This is a genomic window from Burkholderia sp. S171 (assembly GCF_009766085.1).
In the GTDB taxonomy this organism is placed as follows: Bacteria; Pseudomonadota; Gammaproteobacteria; order Burkholderiales; family Burkholderiaceae; genus Caballeronia.
This window is the reverse complement of record NZ_LMUF01000057.1, coordinates 126,623-141,713: the sequence shown is the minus strand read 5'-3', so window position 1 is coordinate 141,713 and position 15,091 is coordinate 126,623. Positions and strand designations below refer to the sequence as shown.

The window sequence follows — 15,091 nt, the reverse complement described above, 5'->3', positions numbered from 1 at the left end:
TCTTTGCTTCGTTTCTTTGTCGCTTTGGACAAAGAAATGACGCGCCGCCACGCGCAGTGGCTAACAGTGATAAAGAGAAAGTCCGACTCTCGCAGACCACTAACACTGAAAGCACCAACCCGGCATTGACCCCGAACGCCCCTAACCCGAAAATTGAACCTCGGCCGCAAGGCCCCTCGCCCCGGGGCCATCATCAAGCCTGATACTCGCCCGGTGCGCCCGCACGATCTCCCTCACAATTGCAAGACCTAACCCGCTGCCCTCCTCCCCCGATGCCCTGAAGAACGGCTCAAACACGCGATCGCGGACATCGGCCGGAATACCCGGACCATCATCGGTAACGGCAAGCACAATCGCCTTCTCGCGCCGCTCGATCAACAACGTCACATGACCTGACGCCGGCGTGTATCGAATCGCGTTATCGACCAGATTAAAAACCAGCACCGACAATAAACGCGCATTCCCCAACACGATCGCATCATCGGCAAGCTGCGCGGCCAGCTCAATCCCGCGACGCTGCGCCAGCAACGCCAACTCCTCAATCACAGTCGTCGCGACCTCGCGCAAATCGACACGTTCGCCTTCGAAATGGCTGTAGTCAGCGGTCTCAGCCTGCGCGAGCAACAGCAACTGGTTGGTCAGCGATACCAGCGCGCCATTGCTCTTGTGCATCGCGGAAAGAGTCTCTTTGACGGTAGCAAGGTCATCGTGGCGACGCGCGTATTGCAATTGCGCACCAAGCAACGTCAGCGGCGTTCTCAACTGATGCGCGGCATGCGCAATGAAGCGCCTCTGCATGGCGGTCTGCCGTTCGATCCTCGCAATACACTGATTGATCGCATCCACAATGGGCCGCAACTCGCTCTGAAGATGCTCGGAGCGCAACGGCACGAGTTCGTTCGGCGCACGGTCGCGAACGTCATTGGTCAGCGCCATCAAGTGCCGCAACTCGAACGTCAGGCCAACGCATACCAGCACGATTGCAATCGCAATGATCTCCGCGAAATGCACCAGTTGTGGCCGCCATAGCTCAGTCGCCAAGGCATCGCGCTCCAGCTCCGTGCGGCCCACCGAAACAAGGATGCGCTTGCTTTCACCCGAGTCGTACATCGGCCGGATGATGGAGACGGCGCGCACCGGCTGACCATCGATCTCGGTGTCGTACCAGCCGGGTGAACTCGGCGGCTCGACCTGCTCAAGATCCGACGTGCCCGCAATCGCCGGCCCGTCGATCACGCGGATACGAAAAAACACGCGGTCGCCATAGGGCGAACTAAGGATCTCGATAGCGCTCGGCGAAATGTCCGCATGCAGGAAACTGTCGTCCCACTTGACGTCGCCGGCCATCACGCGGGCAGACGCAAGCAGTGCATTGTCCTGGATCAGGCTCGCAGTTTTCTGCGCGCCTTCACGGGCCATGTAACCCGCGGCAAGCACATAGACCGTCAGCGGTAGCAGCAACCACAGCAGAAGCCGCAGCCGCAGGCTATTCGTCATCGCTGCTGGCTTGCAACAGATAACCCAGGCCGCGAAGCGTAATGATGGTGGCCGTGCTTTTCTCGAGTTTCTTACGAAGCCGGGAGACATAGATCTCGATGGCGTCTTCGCTCGTGTGGGTGGTCGAACTGCCGAGCGAGTCGGCGAGCATCGGCTTGGAGACTGTCTTCTTGGCCTTGAGAATCAAGGTCTCGAGCACAGCATGCTCTCTTGGCGTCAGGCTCAGCACTTCGCCCGCTACCGAAAATTGCCGCCGGTCGATATCGTAGGAAAGATCGCCGCAGCGCATGCTGTTCGAGCGCGAGGGCAACTGTCGCCGCACCAGCACCTTGACCCGTGCAACCAGCTCGCGCGCATCGAACGGCTTGACAACATAGTCGTCCGCACCGGCGCTCAGGCAAATTACCTTTTCATCCACTGAGCCGCTTGCGGTCAGGATCAGGACGGGCGTGTCGTCGCCCCGTTCTCTCAGCCGCCGCAACACGCCCTTGCCGGACAGGTTCGGCAAGTTGAGGTCGAGCAGCACGACGTCATAGCGCGTGATGCGCAGGAACCGGTCGGCCGCGTCACCGTCGCTGACGCGATCGAGCACAAAACCATCGTCTTCCAGAATCTTAGCGAGCCAGTGAGCCAGTTGCTCATTGTCCTCGACCAGCAGTAGCTTCATCACGTTCACCGCGTTATCCGTGGGCATTGTCCGCCAGCCCGGCATGCGTATGCTTCGAATGAGCCTCACGCCACGCCGGGCCACGGCCCTCAGGCGAAGTGTATCTCGCTCGGAGCGTGGCCATGCGCTGGGCTGGCGATGTGCCGCCCGTCAAGCGGTCTTGTACTGGCTGCGCGCTTCCGTGGATCGATACAAAACCAGCGTCGCGATCAACCCGCAGACTGCGGCAACGGCCATCCATGCACCCGGTGCGGCCTTGTTGCCGGTCGCGTGAATCAGGTACGTGGAGATGGCTGGCGTGAAACCACCGATAGTCGTCGCCAGACTGTACGCCAGCGAAAAACCCGTGGTACGGACTTCGACCGGCATGACTTCGGTGAGCGCCACGACCATCGCACCGTTATAGCTGCCGTACAGGAACGAGAGCCACAACTCCACGCCGAGCAAGCGCAGGAACGATGGATCGGCGACGAGCCATTGCACGGCCGGATACGAAGTGAGAATGGTCAGTATCGTAAAGAACAGCAGTACCGGACGGCGCCCCACACGATCAGACAATGCGCCCGAGAGCGGCAGCCAAACGAGGTTCGACAAGCCCACGAACACCGTCACCACCAGCGCATCAATGGAAGACAGCTTGAGCACTTCCTTACCGAAGGTCGGCGTATAAGCCGTGATCATGTAGAACGACACCGTGGTCATGATGACCATGCCCATGCCGGCAAGCACGATGCCCCAGTTCGAGAGCATCGACTTCATGATCTCGCCCATCTTTGGACGATGCTTGCGCGCGAGAAACTCTTCAGTTTCCTGCAGCGAACGGCGAATGATAAACAGGAACGGCACGATCAGGCAGCCGATGATGAACGGCACACGCCATCCCCATGAAGTCATCTGGTCAGGCGGCAAGATCCGGCTCATGCCCACGCCGATCAACGCAGCGAACACCACGGCCACTTGCTGGCTACCCGACTGCCATGAGCAATAGAAGCCCTTGTTGCCCTTGGTCGCGATCTCGGAGAGATACACCGAGACGCCACCCAGTTCCACGCCAGCCGAAAAGCCTTGCAGCAGACGTCCGAGCAACACGATGATCGGCGCGGCTATGCCGATAGTCGCGTACCCCGGAATCACTGCGACCAGCAAGGTGCCGACGGCCATCATGGCCAGCGTGAGGATCAGGCCTTTGCGCCGTCCATGATGATCGATGTAAGCGCCGAGCACGATGGCGCCGATCGGCCGCATCAGGAAGCCTGCGCCGAATACGGACAACGCGAGCATCAGCGACGCAAATTCGTCACCGCTCGGGAAGTAGGTCTTGGCAATGGCCGAGGCGTAATAGCCGTAGACCATGAAGTCGTACATTTCGAGGAAATTGCCGCTGACAACCCGAAATACCGACTTGAATTTCGACTCGTTTGCGGACATAGCGTGTGAGGACATGAACTTGACCTTCTCAAAGGATGCGGTGTGCCGGCGCACGATGGCGACAACAGTCACTGCATTCGACAACGATTAACAACGACCGGCGCGACTGCAACGGACGCATTGATACTACCTATCCAATCATCAAAACTGACTTGCCCACCTGGCGCCGTGTCTCTAGCTCGGCGTGCGCCTCTTCAACCTTATCGAACGTATAGCGAGCGCTGATGGCAATGTTGAGCGAACCATCAGCCAGTGCGGCGAACACGTCGTCAGCGCGGCGCTGCACCGTTTGCGCGTCGGCGAGATGATCGGCCAGCCGCGGACGCGTCAGGAACAACGACCCGCTTTCGCCCAGCTCAATGGGATCGAGATCGTTCAACGAACCCGATACGGATCCATAGTTGACGACCAGTCCGCGCACACGTGTGGCGCGGAAACTGTCGCGCAGTGTCGTGCGGCCAACCGCGTCATACACTACATCTACGCCCCGGCCGCCGGTTGCTTCGCGCACGCGGTCAGCGAAGCGGCCATCGTCGTAGAGCATCACGTGATCCGCACCGAGCTTGCGGGCGATGTCGGCCTTCTGCTCGCTACTGGTCGTAGCAAATACCGTCGCGCCGCGACGCTTGGCGAACTGCACCAGCAACTGGCCGATACCGCCGGACGCCGCATGGATCAGGCACGTAGTCCCGGCGTTCACATGGCCGACATCGTCGATCAGATAATGCGCTGTCGATCCCTGGAAGATCGCGGCAGCGGCAAGGTCATAAGAAATCGAATCCGGAATGCGCGCCAGCCGTGCGGCCGGCACGACAGCATATTCGGCGTAAGCGCCCCACGAAATACACCACGCGACCCGCTCGCCCAATTCGAACGACGTGACGCCCGCACCCGTTTTAACAACGTCGCCAGAACCTTCCATGCCGAGCGTGCAGGGAATGCTCACGGGGTACGTGCGCGATGCCTTGTATTTCCCCTGGCGAGTGTGGATGTCCATGAAGTTGATACCGGCGCACCTGACCTTGACCAGCACCTCACCCTGTCCTGGCTGAGGAACTTCGATATCCTGACGAATCAGGACTTCGGGTCCGCCATACTGTTCTATGCGTATCGCTTTCATTGCATCGCTTCGAATAGAGGGAAATGAGTCGCCGGTTTCATTTCATTTGGCGCCGAGCTGAACGCGATCCACGAACTCGTTCGTGTAGGTCCTCGACAGGTCGATATGGCGCGGATCAATCGACGAGTTGGCCAACGTGAGCACTTTCAGCACCGCCGCAGGCGTACCGTCCGGCATCCGCCCGTCCTTCGTAAACATCGGCATGGAGGACTTCAGGGCGCTGATATAAAGCGCCTTGCCCTGTCCCGGTCCGTAAAAGTCGGCCGGCACTTTGGCCGTTATCTCTTCAGCGCTATGGCTCGCAATGAACGCCAGCGAGCGCACCATTGCGCGCACGAGCTTCTGCGCTTCATCGTGGTGCGAGTTGACCCAGCTTCGCTGGGCGTAGAAACACGGACCTGTATATGGACCACCCAACGCAGCCGCAGTACCCGCGGCGCTGCGCATGTCCACCAGCACTTTCGCGTCGCCGCTGGCCAGCAGCCGGCTCGCGACCGGCTCCTCGATCATGCCCGCGTCGATACCACCCTGATTCAACGCCGAGATGAAACTATCGTCGGAGCCCACCGGCAACACCGAGTATTCCTTCGGCGATAATCCCGCACGTGCCGCAAGATAATGGGTCAGGAAGTTTGTCGACGATCCCAGTCCCGTCACGCCCAACGTCTTGCCTTTCGCGTCGGCCATGGTGTTGAAACTCGCCGCGGATTTCTTCGATACCAGCTCGACCAGCCCCGCGCTCTTGCTGAACACCATGAGCGCTTCGACGTCCTTGCCGCGGCTCTGCAGGTCGATGGTGTGATCGTAAAAACCGACCGCACCCTGGATCGCGCCAGCGAGCAGTTCCGTCGCAGTATCGACGCCGGCCGGCTGGGACAGGATCTCGAATTCGAGTCCTTCGTCCTTGAAATAACCAAGTTGCGATGCGAGGATCAAAGGCAGATAGACGATCTTGGAAGTACCGCCCGCCATCAGCGTCAGCTTTTCCGCGTGGGCAGGCGTCGCGCCGCACAAAAGCGCGGCCAGCGTGCAAGCGAGCGGAAAAAAGCGGGGGGAAAACTGCATCGAGAAGCGTCTCCTTCTATCCGTGGCAAACCGGCATCTTGTTCTAATGTGCGGCAAGTATAAGAAGGCAAAGCCTTCTGCCTGCTTTCTGCAGGGTCGGAAAAATATCGGCGTTTACCCTCGGCGAGCCGAATTGGCCCTGTTTAAACGACTACGCGCTCAAACCCGTGAGGGAGAGAGCGCGTTTATATTCAGATTTTGTTACCGGGTCTTGCCTGAGCCGGGGCTCACCAGGCGGCGATCACCGCACCCGCGTACTTCGCTTCAATAAACTGCTTCACTTCCGGCGAGTGATAGGCGGCCACGAGTTTCGCCACCCACGGCTTGTCCTTATCCACCGCGCGAATCGCGATGATGTTCGAGTACGGACCGTTCGGATCTTCAATCGCAATCGCGTCCTGCTTCGGCTTCAACCCGGCTTCCATGGCGAAGTTCGTGTTGATCGCGGCGGCGTCGACATCCGCGAGCGAGCGCGGGATTTGCGCAGCGTCGAGTTCGACGATCTTCAGCTTTCTCGGGTTATCGATAATATCGAGCGGCGTTGCTTTCAAGCCTGCATCGGCGCGCAATTTCAGCAAGCCGTTCTTTTGCAGCAGCAACAGCGCCCGGCCGCCGTTGGTCGGATCATTCGGCACGGCAATGCGGGCGCCCGCCGGCAAATCGGCCAGCGTCTTGAACTTCTTCGAATAGATGCCCATGGGGAACGTGACCGTCTCGGCAATCTTGATCAGCTTGTAGCCGCGATCCTTCACCTGCGCGTCGAGATACGGCGCGTGCTGGTAGCTGTTCGCGTCGAGATCGCCCGAAGCCAGCGCCGCATTCGGCTGGACGTAATCGGCAAATTCGACAATCTTGATGTTCAGGCCGTTCTTCGCGGCCACCTGCTTCACGACTTCCATGACCTGTGCATGCGGACCGCCGGTCACACCTACCTTGATGGTTTCGTCGGCTTGCGCGACGTTAGCGAGCAATGCTGTTGCGCTGAAAACAGCGGCCAGCTTGAGAATGAATCGACGTTGCATGGACTACCCTTTGAGCTTTGTATAAGAATTTATTTACGACTATTTATTTATGACTGAGACGGCGCACGAGCCAGTCACCGAACGACTGCACGAGCTGCACGAAGACGATCAGGATCACCACCACCGTCAGCATCACTTCCGGCAAAAACCGTTGATACCCATAGCGAATGCCCAGGTCGCCCAGACCACCACCGCCAATCGCGCCGGCCATGGCCGAATACCCGACCAGTGACACGAACGTAATCGTCAAACCAGCAACCACGCCCGGCAAGGACTCCGGCAGCAGCACCTTGAATACGATCTGGCTCGTTGTTGCGCCCATTGCCTGCGCCGCTTCAATCAAGCCGCGATCGACCTCGCGCAGGGCGGTTTCGACCAGCCGCGCGATGAACGGCGCAGCGGCGATAGTCAGCGGCACAACCGCGGCCATGGTCCCGATCGACGAGCCGACCACCAGCCGTGTGAACGGGATCACCGCGACGAGCAGAATGATAAACGGTGTGGAGCGCACCGCATTCACAACGCCACCCATGACACGGTTCACCGCGAGATTGCGCAACACGCCGTCGCGGTCGGTGAGATACAGCAGCACGCCCAACGGCAGCCCCAAGGCCGCGCCGACCAGCCCGGAAATGCCCACCATCACGAGCGTTTCCCAGAACGACTGGACGAACATATCGAACATTTCACTCAACATGGGACATCGCCTCTACCACCACACCTTGTTCACGCAAATATGCGATGGCCTCGGCCACGTTCGCCGGTTTTCCGGCCGCGAGCACCGCCAGCGAGCCGAACGCTTGGCCCTGGATCTCGTCGATCTGGCCGTGCAGGATGTTGAAATCGAGTTCGAAGCGGCGGATGGTTTCAGAGAGGATCGGCTGGTCGACGCCGGAGCCGGTGAACGCCAGCCGCAGCAAATGACCGCTGCCGGTTTTCAGGCGCTCGGCCACGCGCAACTTCAGCGCGGGCGGCAACTCGTGCGCGATCACGTCGCCAATCAACGCGCGCGTGACTTCGTGATGCGGCTGCATGAAGACATCGACCACGTTGCCCTCCTCTACCACGCGGCCGGCATCGAGCACCGCGACGCGATCGCAGACCTGCTTGATCACGTCCATCTGATGCGTGATCAGCACGATCGTCAGGCCGAGCTCCTTGTTGATCTTGCGGAGCAGATCAAGAATGGAGCGGGTGGTTTCAGGATCGAGCGCGGACGTGGCTTCGTCAGAGAGCAGCACTTTGGGCTTGCTGGCAAGCGCCCGGGCGATCCCCACGCGCTGCTTCTGGCCACCGCTGATCTGGGCGGGATAACGATCTTTTTGCGTGGTGAGCCCCACGAGTTCGAGCAGCGGCAACACGGTCGCCTCGATCTCGCTGCGCTTCATGCCGACGAGTTCGAGCGGCAACGCAACGTTGTCGAACACCGTGCGCGACGACAGCAAATTGAAGTGCTGGAAGATCATGCCGATGTCACGGCGCGCCGTGCGCAATTGCGCGGCGGGCAGCGTGGTGAGGTCCCGGCCGTCCACGATCACGCTGCCTTCGCTTGGCCGCGTCAGCAGGTTGATGGTGCGTACCAGCGTACTTTTACCGGCACCGCTACGGCCGATGATGCCGAACACTTCGCCCGGCGGAATCGTCAAATTGACGTTATGCAGCGCTTCGATCCAGCCTCGTGGGCCCGCGAAGCGTTGCGACAGATTGCGTATTTCGATCATGTAAACAAAAAAAGCGGCGGACTTCCCGTTGAGCGAGTTCGCTCGGGTAGCCGACCGCCGTTCATCCCTGGTTCGCGAGAGGCGAAAGTTTAACGTAACCTGCGCCGCGGCTTAATAATCTATTGCGCAAGGCTAATTACTTATCCGTATGTACGTTGCGTGACGGGGCCGTCAAGGGCGCTGGCCGGCTTCGAAATACGCAATGCTCATATCGATTCAAGCAAAGCTCGGTTCCATCGCGCAAAATCGATAGCTAATATGGCGGCATGATCCATGCGTGGTCTTCCTCGCCCGCTCGTTAATACGCTGCGGCGTTCTTGCGTACAAACCGGTGCGCCGAGCGCGGCTCCACTGCACTCCTGGGAGTATTTCGTTGAAGAGCTTTGAATTTCGCCGGCCGCTCGTGGTCGGCATTGGCGGCACGACCCGCGCAGCTTCATCGACTGAACGCGCACTTCGCCTCGCCCTGCGCGGCGCCGAAGCCGAAGGTGCGCGCACGCGCCTGTTCGGCGGCACGTTCCTGCACTCGCTTCCGCACTATGCGCCCGAACACGGCGAACGCACGGCGGAACAACTCGAACTGATCGAAGCGGTGCGCGAAGCCGATGCGGTGATCATTGGAACGCCGGGCTATCACGGTGGTGTCTCAGGGCTGGTCAAGAACGCGCTGGACACGCTGGAGGAACTCAGCAACGACAAGCGCCCCTACCTCGACGGCCGGGCAGTGGGCTGCGTGGTAACAGCCTATGGCTGGCAAGGCGGTGGCGCCGTACTCACGTCCCTGCGTTCGATCGTGCATGCGTTGCGAGGCTGGCCGACGCCGTACGGCGCGGCGGTCAACTCGCTGGAAACGCGCTTCGAGACAATTGATTCCTGCTCCGACCCGAAGGTCGCGGAGCAGTTGGCGACGGTGGGCAGGCAGGCTGCTCAGTTTGCGCTGGCGTTCAATGCCCGCGATGCGCTGGGTGATTTGGATCTGCGTAATGAAGGATCCGCAGGCTCCACGGCAATCGCATTGAGCATTGCCGATTGAACATCGTCGATTGAAGCCAATTAAAAGATCGCCCGGTTGATGCCGGGCGATTTTATTTTTATCAGGCGATTGAGTTGGAAACACGGCCAACGTTCCATTTCCGGACGGCCTCAATCTGCGCTGCGCGCAGTTCCTCGACGCTTGCGCCGATCGAATCCACACATTACTCAGTAGTCCACGCCGATTCTTCGTCCGACACCTGTGCCTAGTCCCTGAACGGCAACTCCGGCGTAAAAACAAACGGATCGAGCGCATAACCCGTGTGGAAATAACCGCTGCATGCACACGTCGCGATCCGTTCGAGATCGTACGGCTCGCGCGCCGCCTCGTGCGACTGATTCACAGCCAGCGTTCGCCGCTCGCGCCAGTGCCGCAGCACTTCACTGCCCCAATTTCTAAAAATGGCTCTCGGTTCAGACATCGCAGTTCTCCTTGAACGCGTCCCGGTACGGGCAACCGCTAAGTACAAGGTAGATCAAACTTAAACATACGGGAACCATCTTTTATTCATTTGCATATCTGACGATGAATACGAAATGTATCGATCCCTATTAAGCCAGTACTTCATGGAATGTCCGGAGTTTAATTAGGGTCCCTCATAAAGGCCCCACGTCCGGTGTGTAAAGCAAAGTCAAATCGCTTCGTTGCCGCGACCGCGGACGAATGCTTCAATTTATTGCCGCTGCGATTTCTGCCTGCCCCAGCGCATGGGCATCCCGATACGCGACGACCCACAACAACACCTGACGATATCCACCGATTCCCCAAGGAGCACCCCGATGACCCTCATCGCCACGCCTGCCGTTGCCGCCGAACCCTCAACCGCGCTGGAGCTCGACGTCCATGCAGTGGGTGGCCGGATCGGCGCCGAAATCCGGGGCGTGCGCCTCGGGCCGGATCTGGACGACTCGACCATTGCAGCCATTAATGCCACCTTGCTGCGGCATAAGGTGATCTTCTTTCGCGGTCAGTCGCATCTGGACGACGCCGCGCAGGAAGCCTTCGCCAGCCGCTTCGGCGAAACCGTCGCGCATCCGACCGTGCCATCGGTTGCCGGCAGCAATCGTCTGCTTGAACTCGACTCGAAGGGCGGCACGCGCGCCAATTCCTGGCATACGGACGTGACCTTCGTCGAAGCCTATCCAAAGATCTCGATCCTGCGAGGCGTGGTGATACCGCCCGCTGGCGGCGATACGGTCTGGGCCAACACTGCCGAGGCCTACAAGCGCCTGCCGGACCCGCTGCGCGCCTTGGCGGACTCCCTGTGGGCCATTCATACGAATACCTACGACTACGCGGCGAACCGTAGCGCACCCGCCACCGACGTCGAGCGGGCGCATCGTGAACAATTCACGTCGACGGTCTATGAAACCGAACATCCAGTCGTGCGCGTGCATCCGGAGACGGGCGAACGCAGCCTCGTGCTGGGGCATTTCGTGCAACGCTTTGTCGGCTTGTCGCAGCGGGATTCGGATCGTCTGAAGGAGCTCTTCCACGACCACGTCACGCGCCTTGAAAATACCGTGCGCTGGCGCTGGACACAAGGCGATGTGGCGATCTGGGACAACCGGGCGACGCAGCACTACGCGGTCGCGGATTACGACGAAAGCGCACACCGCGTGGTCCGGCGCGCGACGGTGGCTGGTGATGTGCCCGCGGGTATCGACGGCCGGCGCAGCCGCGCGTTACGCGGTAAGCCTGCGGTGAACTGATCCTGCACCCGGCAGCACGGCCAAACCGCGCTGCCTTTCGTCTCCCCTGCGTTGCGTCTTCTTTGCGTCTTCTTTTCGAATTCCATGACCCCACGATCCCTTCTGCATTCCCTCATTGTCACGCTGGGCATGGTCGCCGCCACGAGCGTCCTGGCCGCCGCCCCTGCTGTTGTCAGGATCGGCGTGGCCACCCAAGGTTATGGCGACCCGCCCGTGTTCGGCGGCTCAACGGCCGCAACCGCCCAGCTGCAGCACCTCACGGAAGACGCGCTCAAACCCGACGGCGTCAAAGTGGAATGGCTGTTCTTCAAAGGCGCCGGACCCGCGGTCAACGAGGCGCTGGCGAATCGCCAGATCGACTTCGCCTATCAGGGCGACCTGCCTGCCGTGCTCGGCCGCGCGAATGGCCTCAAAACCAAGTTGCTGCTCGAATCGGGCGTGCGCACCGGTGTCTACCTGGCCGTGCCGCCCGACTCCGACATCAAAAGCGTCAAGGATCTCAGGGGCAAGCGGGTCGCAATATTTCGCGGTACTAACCTGCAGCTCGTAGTCGACAACGTGCTGAAAGCGAACGGTCTCTCCGAACGCGATCTGCGCGTGATCAATCTCGACGATGCCGCGTCGCAAGCCGCGCTTGCATCGAAGGGCGTGGATGCCGTGTTTCTCGACTTCAAGCTTTTCAAGCTCCAGCGGCAAGGCCTCGCGAAGATCATCTACGCGTCGCGCGACGGCGGCCTGCAGTACACGCGGCAGGCGCATCTGCTGGTTCTCGACGACTTCGAGCATGAGCATCCGGACATCGTGCAGAAAGTCGTGACGTCAGTCGTACAGGCGGCTCAGTGGTCCTCGGACGAAGCCAATCGCAGCGCGCTCTTCGAGCTATGGGCGAAGAGCGGTGTACCGGTGGAATCGTGGCAATCGGAGTACGCGAACCAGACGCTCAAGGACCGTACTTCGCCGTTGATCGATCCGTTTATCGTGGCCCGCTATCAGGCCGTGGCCGACGACGCGCTGCGTCTCAACCTGATTCGTCAGCCCGTGAGCGTGAATGGCTGGTTCGAACCGAAGTATCTCGATCAGGCCTTGAAGACGCTGAAGCTCGATAACTACTGGCCGCGTTTCGATCAGTCCGGCAAACCGCTGGCATCGTGAACGTCTGAACTTTTTTGGAGAATCCGGTCATGGCGAACAGCATCGCTCGCACTTTGAACCCAGGCCAACGGGCGTCGCTCGGGGGCAGCCACGGCCACGCTGCGAGCGTGGCGCGCTCGCTGGGCTGGATCGCGTTGCCCTGGCTCGTGCCAGTGGCCTGTGCCGTGTTGTGGGTGCTCGGCTCCCACTACGGCTGGATCTCGGCGCAGATCCTGCCCTCACCCACCCTCGTCTTCGATACCCTCGGCGGCCTCGCCAGCAGCGGCGAACTGTGGATGCATATTGGCGCGAGTGTGTCGCGGATCGCGGTTGGCTTCACGGGCGGCGTCTTGCTCGGCTTGCTGCTGGGCGCATGGCTCGGACTGTCGCGCACAGCCGAGGCTTACATCTTGCCCAGCTTCAATGCCGTCGTGCAGGTGCCGGTGCTGGGCTGGCTGCCGTTCCTCATGATCGTGGTGGGTATCGGCGAGCCGTTGAAGTATTTGCTGATCGGGCATGCCGCGCTCGTGCCGGTGACCTTGAGCACGCTGCAAGGGTTCCGCCGGACACCGCTCGCGTATCTCGATGTTGCGCGCGTCTTTCGCTATTCACGCCGCCAGACCATCTTCAACGTGATCCTCCCTTCCGCGGTGCCGGTCATCGGCACGGGTATCCGCCTTGCATTTACCAAGGCGTGGCTCACGCTGGTCGTGGTTGAACTGGTGGCATCGTCGGAAGGGCTGGGTTATCTGATCGTGTACGGACGGCAGTTGTTCCAGCTCGATCTGGTGCTTGCATCGGTGCTGATTGTGGGTGCGATCGGATATGCCGCGGATCGCCTGCTTACGGTTCTCGAACACAAGCTGTCGCCCGCGCGGTCGGCCTGAAGGAGTATCGACATGTCCACGCCGTCTCTCGAACTTGAAACCGGCTCCGGGGCCATCGCCGCTTCGGGCGAACCGGGCAAGGCCGGACGCTGGCGCGGCTGGGTCATTCCGGCTGTCGCCCTATTCGCCTGGTGGTTTGTCTCACGCCATGTGGTCGCCGGGCACGGCATGATGACCTCGCCTGCGCAGGTGTTGCATACGGCTATCGATCAGGCGCGAACCGGTGCCCTGTGGCGTGCGCTCTCGGCATCGCTTGCACGCGAACTGACGGGCTTTACGCTTGGCGCAAGCCTTGGGCTCGTGCTGGGCGCGTTGCTCGGTGTATCGCCCTTCGCCAACCGGCTGATCGGTCCCAGCTTTAATGCGTTCAAGCAGGTCTCCTTGTTTGCCTGGATACCGCTGATCTCCGTATGGTTCGGTCTCGGCGATGTCGCGAAAGTCGTGTTTCTCTCGCTCGCCGCGCTGGTGCCGGTGGTCGCGCATACAAGCGACGGCATCCGCGCGGTCTCCCCTGCGCTGCTCGATGTCGCCCGCGTGTTCCGATACAGCAAGTTACAGACTGTCAGACAGGTCGTTCTGCCCGCTGCATTGCCGTCCATCTTCACCGGCATCTATCTCGCGCTCATTTATTCGTGGCTTGCGACGCTCGGTGCGGAGTATTTGCTGGTCGCGGGTAGCGGCATCGGCAATACGCTGGTCGACGGCAGCGAACAGTTCCGCATGGATCTCGTGGCGTTCGGTGTGATCGTGATCGGCATCACCGGATGGGCGTTGAATGCGGTAGCCCGCGCCATCCAGCAACGCTGGTTCCGTGATCCGGCTGCTTGATTGCACATTTCCCCCATTTCATAAAGAGTCCATATCATCATGGCGACCGTCTCCAGTACCCGAACAAGTGATCTCAACCTGCATCACGTCTCCAAGCGTTTCGCCGGCGACGACCACGCAGTGCCCGTGCTCGATCGCATCGACCTGTCGGTGAAGAGCGGCGAGTTCGTGGCTATCGTGGGCGCGAGCGGTTGCGGCAAGTCCACGCTGCTGCGCCTGATTGCGGGGCTCGACGATCAGTTCGACGGCGACATCGAATTCAGCGGCGAGCGGGTTCGCACCACCGATCTTGCGCGCGGTATCGTGTTCCAGGATCACCGGCTGTTTCCGTGGCTCAACGTCGAGCAGAACATTGCGGTTGCGCTGAAGAATTCAGGGCGTAGCAAAGAAGAGAAACGCCGTGCGGTCGCCGAGCATATCGCGCTGGTCGGCCTGAAGGGTTATGAAGGGCATCATCCGCATCAGCTATCGGGCGGCATGGCGCAACGCGTGGCGATCGCCCGCGGACTCGTCAACCGGCCGAAGCTTTTGTTGCTCGACGAGCCCTTCGGCGCGCTCGATGCACTTACGCGTAGCCGTCTGCAAAACGAGTTGCGACGCATCTGGGAGCATGAGCGGATCACGATGATCCTGGTCACCCATGACGTTGATGAAGCCGTGTTTCTCGCGGACCGCGTGGTCGTCATGCAGGCGCGGCCGGGGCGCATTGGCAAGGTGGTGAAAGTCGACCTGCCTCGGCCGCGCAGCCGTAGCGACGTCGCGTTCGTACGCTTGCGCGACGAAATACTGGCTGACTTCAGCGTGCCGCAGGACGAGGCCGCAGCCTGATCAAACGCGTCTCTCATGCACATGCTTCGCAACGTTTTCTTCTTTCCAATCGCTGATGCCAATGGGTTTGCTTTTGCCAAATGCTTGTTTCCACTGTTCTTCGAGGCTGGTTAATCTGGGACATATGCATTCCATTGCATTGTGTACCTGAG

The 15,091-nt window shown here is 60.4% G+C and carries 15 protein-coding genes; 6 read left to right on the top strand and 9 right to left on the bottom strand.

What is annotated here, in order from left to right; genetic code table 11:
• Positions 1–141 precede the first annotated feature (141 nt).
• The 8 genes from GSQ93_RS32985 to GSQ93_RS32950 form a co-directional block, all read right to left on the bottom strand.
• Positions 142–1,497, bottom strand: a complete 1,356-nt coding sequence (locus GSQ93_RS32985; protein ID WP_158940124.1) for a sensor histidine kinase — start codon at positions 1,495–1,497, stop codon at positions 142–144.
• Complete coding sequence (locus tag GSQ93_RS32980) at positions 1,487–2,164, bottom strand: response regulator transcription factor (protein ID WP_158940134.1); 678 nt, start codon at positions 2,162–2,164, stop codon at positions 1,487–1,489. The genes GSQ93_RS32985 and GSQ93_RS32980 overlap by 11 nt, the downstream gene beginning before the upstream one ends.
• A gap of 150 nt (positions 2,165–2,314) precedes the next feature.
• Positions 2,315–3,607, bottom strand: coding sequence for an MFS transporter (locus GSQ93_RS32975; RefSeq protein WP_158940123.1), 1,293 nt, complete (start codon positions 3,605–3,607; stop codon positions 2,315–2,317).
• 115 nt (positions 3,608–3,722) lie between these two features.
• Positions 3,723–4,712 carry a quinone oxidoreductase gene (locus GSQ93_RS32970; protein ID WP_158940122.1) on the bottom strand — a complete coding sequence of 330 codons (990 nt, stop codon included), beginning with the start codon at positions 4,710–4,712 and terminating at the stop codon, positions 3,723–3,725.
• A gap of 42 nt (positions 4,713–4,754) precedes the next feature.
• On the bottom strand, positions 4,755–5,777 hold the full coding sequence (locus GSQ93_RS32965) for an ABC transporter substrate-binding protein (RefSeq protein WP_158940121.1): 1,023 nt from the start codon (positions 5,775–5,777) through the stop codon (positions 4,755–4,757).
• 227 nt (positions 5,778–6,004) lie between these two features.
• The gene (locus GSQ93_RS32960) at positions 6,005–6,799 is read right to left on the bottom strand and encodes a MetQ/NlpA family ABC transporter substrate-binding protein (protein ID WP_158940120.1); all 795 of its coding nucleotides are present in this window, start codon (positions 6,797–6,799) and stop codon (positions 6,005–6,007) included.
• 43 nt (positions 6,800–6,842) lie between these two features.
• Positions 6,843–7,496, bottom strand: a complete 654-nt coding sequence (locus GSQ93_RS32955) for a methionine ABC transporter permease (protein ID WP_089160441.1) — start codon at positions 7,494–7,496, stop codon at positions 6,843–6,845.
• Positions 7,486–8,520: a methionine ABC transporter ATP-binding protein gene (locus tag GSQ93_RS32950; RefSeq protein ID WP_158940119.1), complete on the bottom strand. Its 1,035-nt coding sequence runs from the start codon at positions 8,518–8,520 to the stop codon at positions 7,486–7,488. The genes GSQ93_RS32955 and GSQ93_RS32950 overlap by 11 nt, the downstream gene beginning before the upstream one ends.
• A gap of 373 nt (positions 8,521–8,893) precedes the next feature.
• Between GSQ93_RS32950 and GSQ93_RS32945 the strand changes: the two genes are divergently transcribed.
• Positions 8,894–9,553: an NADPH-dependent FMN reductase gene (locus GSQ93_RS32945; protein ID WP_158940118.1), complete on the top strand. Its 660-nt coding sequence runs from the start codon at positions 8,894–8,896 to the stop codon at positions 9,551–9,553.
• 205 nt (positions 9,554–9,758) lie between these two features.
• Here GSQ93_RS32945 and GSQ93_RS32940 read toward each other — a convergent pair whose 3' ends face one another.
• The gene (locus GSQ93_RS32940; RefSeq protein WP_158940117.1) at positions 9,759–9,974 is read right to left on the bottom strand and encodes a hypothetical protein; all 216 of its coding nucleotides are present in this window, start codon (positions 9,972–9,974) and stop codon (positions 9,759–9,761) included.
• A 358-nt stretch (positions 9,975–10,332) separates the two neighbouring features.
• On the opposite strand from GSQ93_RS32940, the gene GSQ93_RS32935 reads away from it, so the two are divergent.
• From GSQ93_RS32935 to GSQ93_RS32915, 5 genes are all read left to right on the top strand, one after another.
• Positions 10,333–11,265: a TauD/TfdA family dioxygenase gene (locus tag GSQ93_RS32935; RefSeq protein ID WP_158940116.1), complete on the top strand. Its 933-nt coding sequence runs from the start codon at positions 10,333–10,335 to the stop codon at positions 11,263–11,265.
• Between the two features lie 84 nt (positions 11,266–11,349).
• The gene (locus tag GSQ93_RS32930; protein WP_158940115.1) at positions 11,350–12,417 is read left to right on the top strand and encodes an ABC transporter substrate-binding protein; all 1,068 of its coding nucleotides are present in this window, start codon (positions 11,350–11,352) and stop codon (positions 12,415–12,417) included.
• Positions 12,418–12,446: 29 nt separating this feature from the next.
• On the top strand, positions 12,447–13,283 hold the full coding sequence (locus GSQ93_RS32925; RefSeq protein ID WP_158940114.1) for an ABC transporter permease: 837 nt from the start codon (positions 12,447–12,449) through the stop codon (positions 13,281–13,283).
• Between the two features lie 12 nt (positions 13,284–13,295).
• Positions 13,296–14,111, top strand: a complete 816-nt coding sequence (locus tag GSQ93_RS32920) for an ABC transporter permease (protein WP_158940113.1) — start codon at positions 13,296–13,298, stop codon at positions 14,109–14,111.
• A 39-nt stretch (positions 14,112–14,150) separates the two neighbouring features.
• Positions 14,151–14,939 carry an ABC transporter ATP-binding protein gene (locus tag GSQ93_RS32915; protein WP_158940112.1) on the top strand — a complete coding sequence of 263 codons (789 nt, stop codon included), beginning with the start codon at positions 14,151–14,153 and terminating at the stop codon, positions 14,937–14,939.
• The last annotated feature ends 152 nt before the right edge of the window (positions 14,940–15,091 follow it).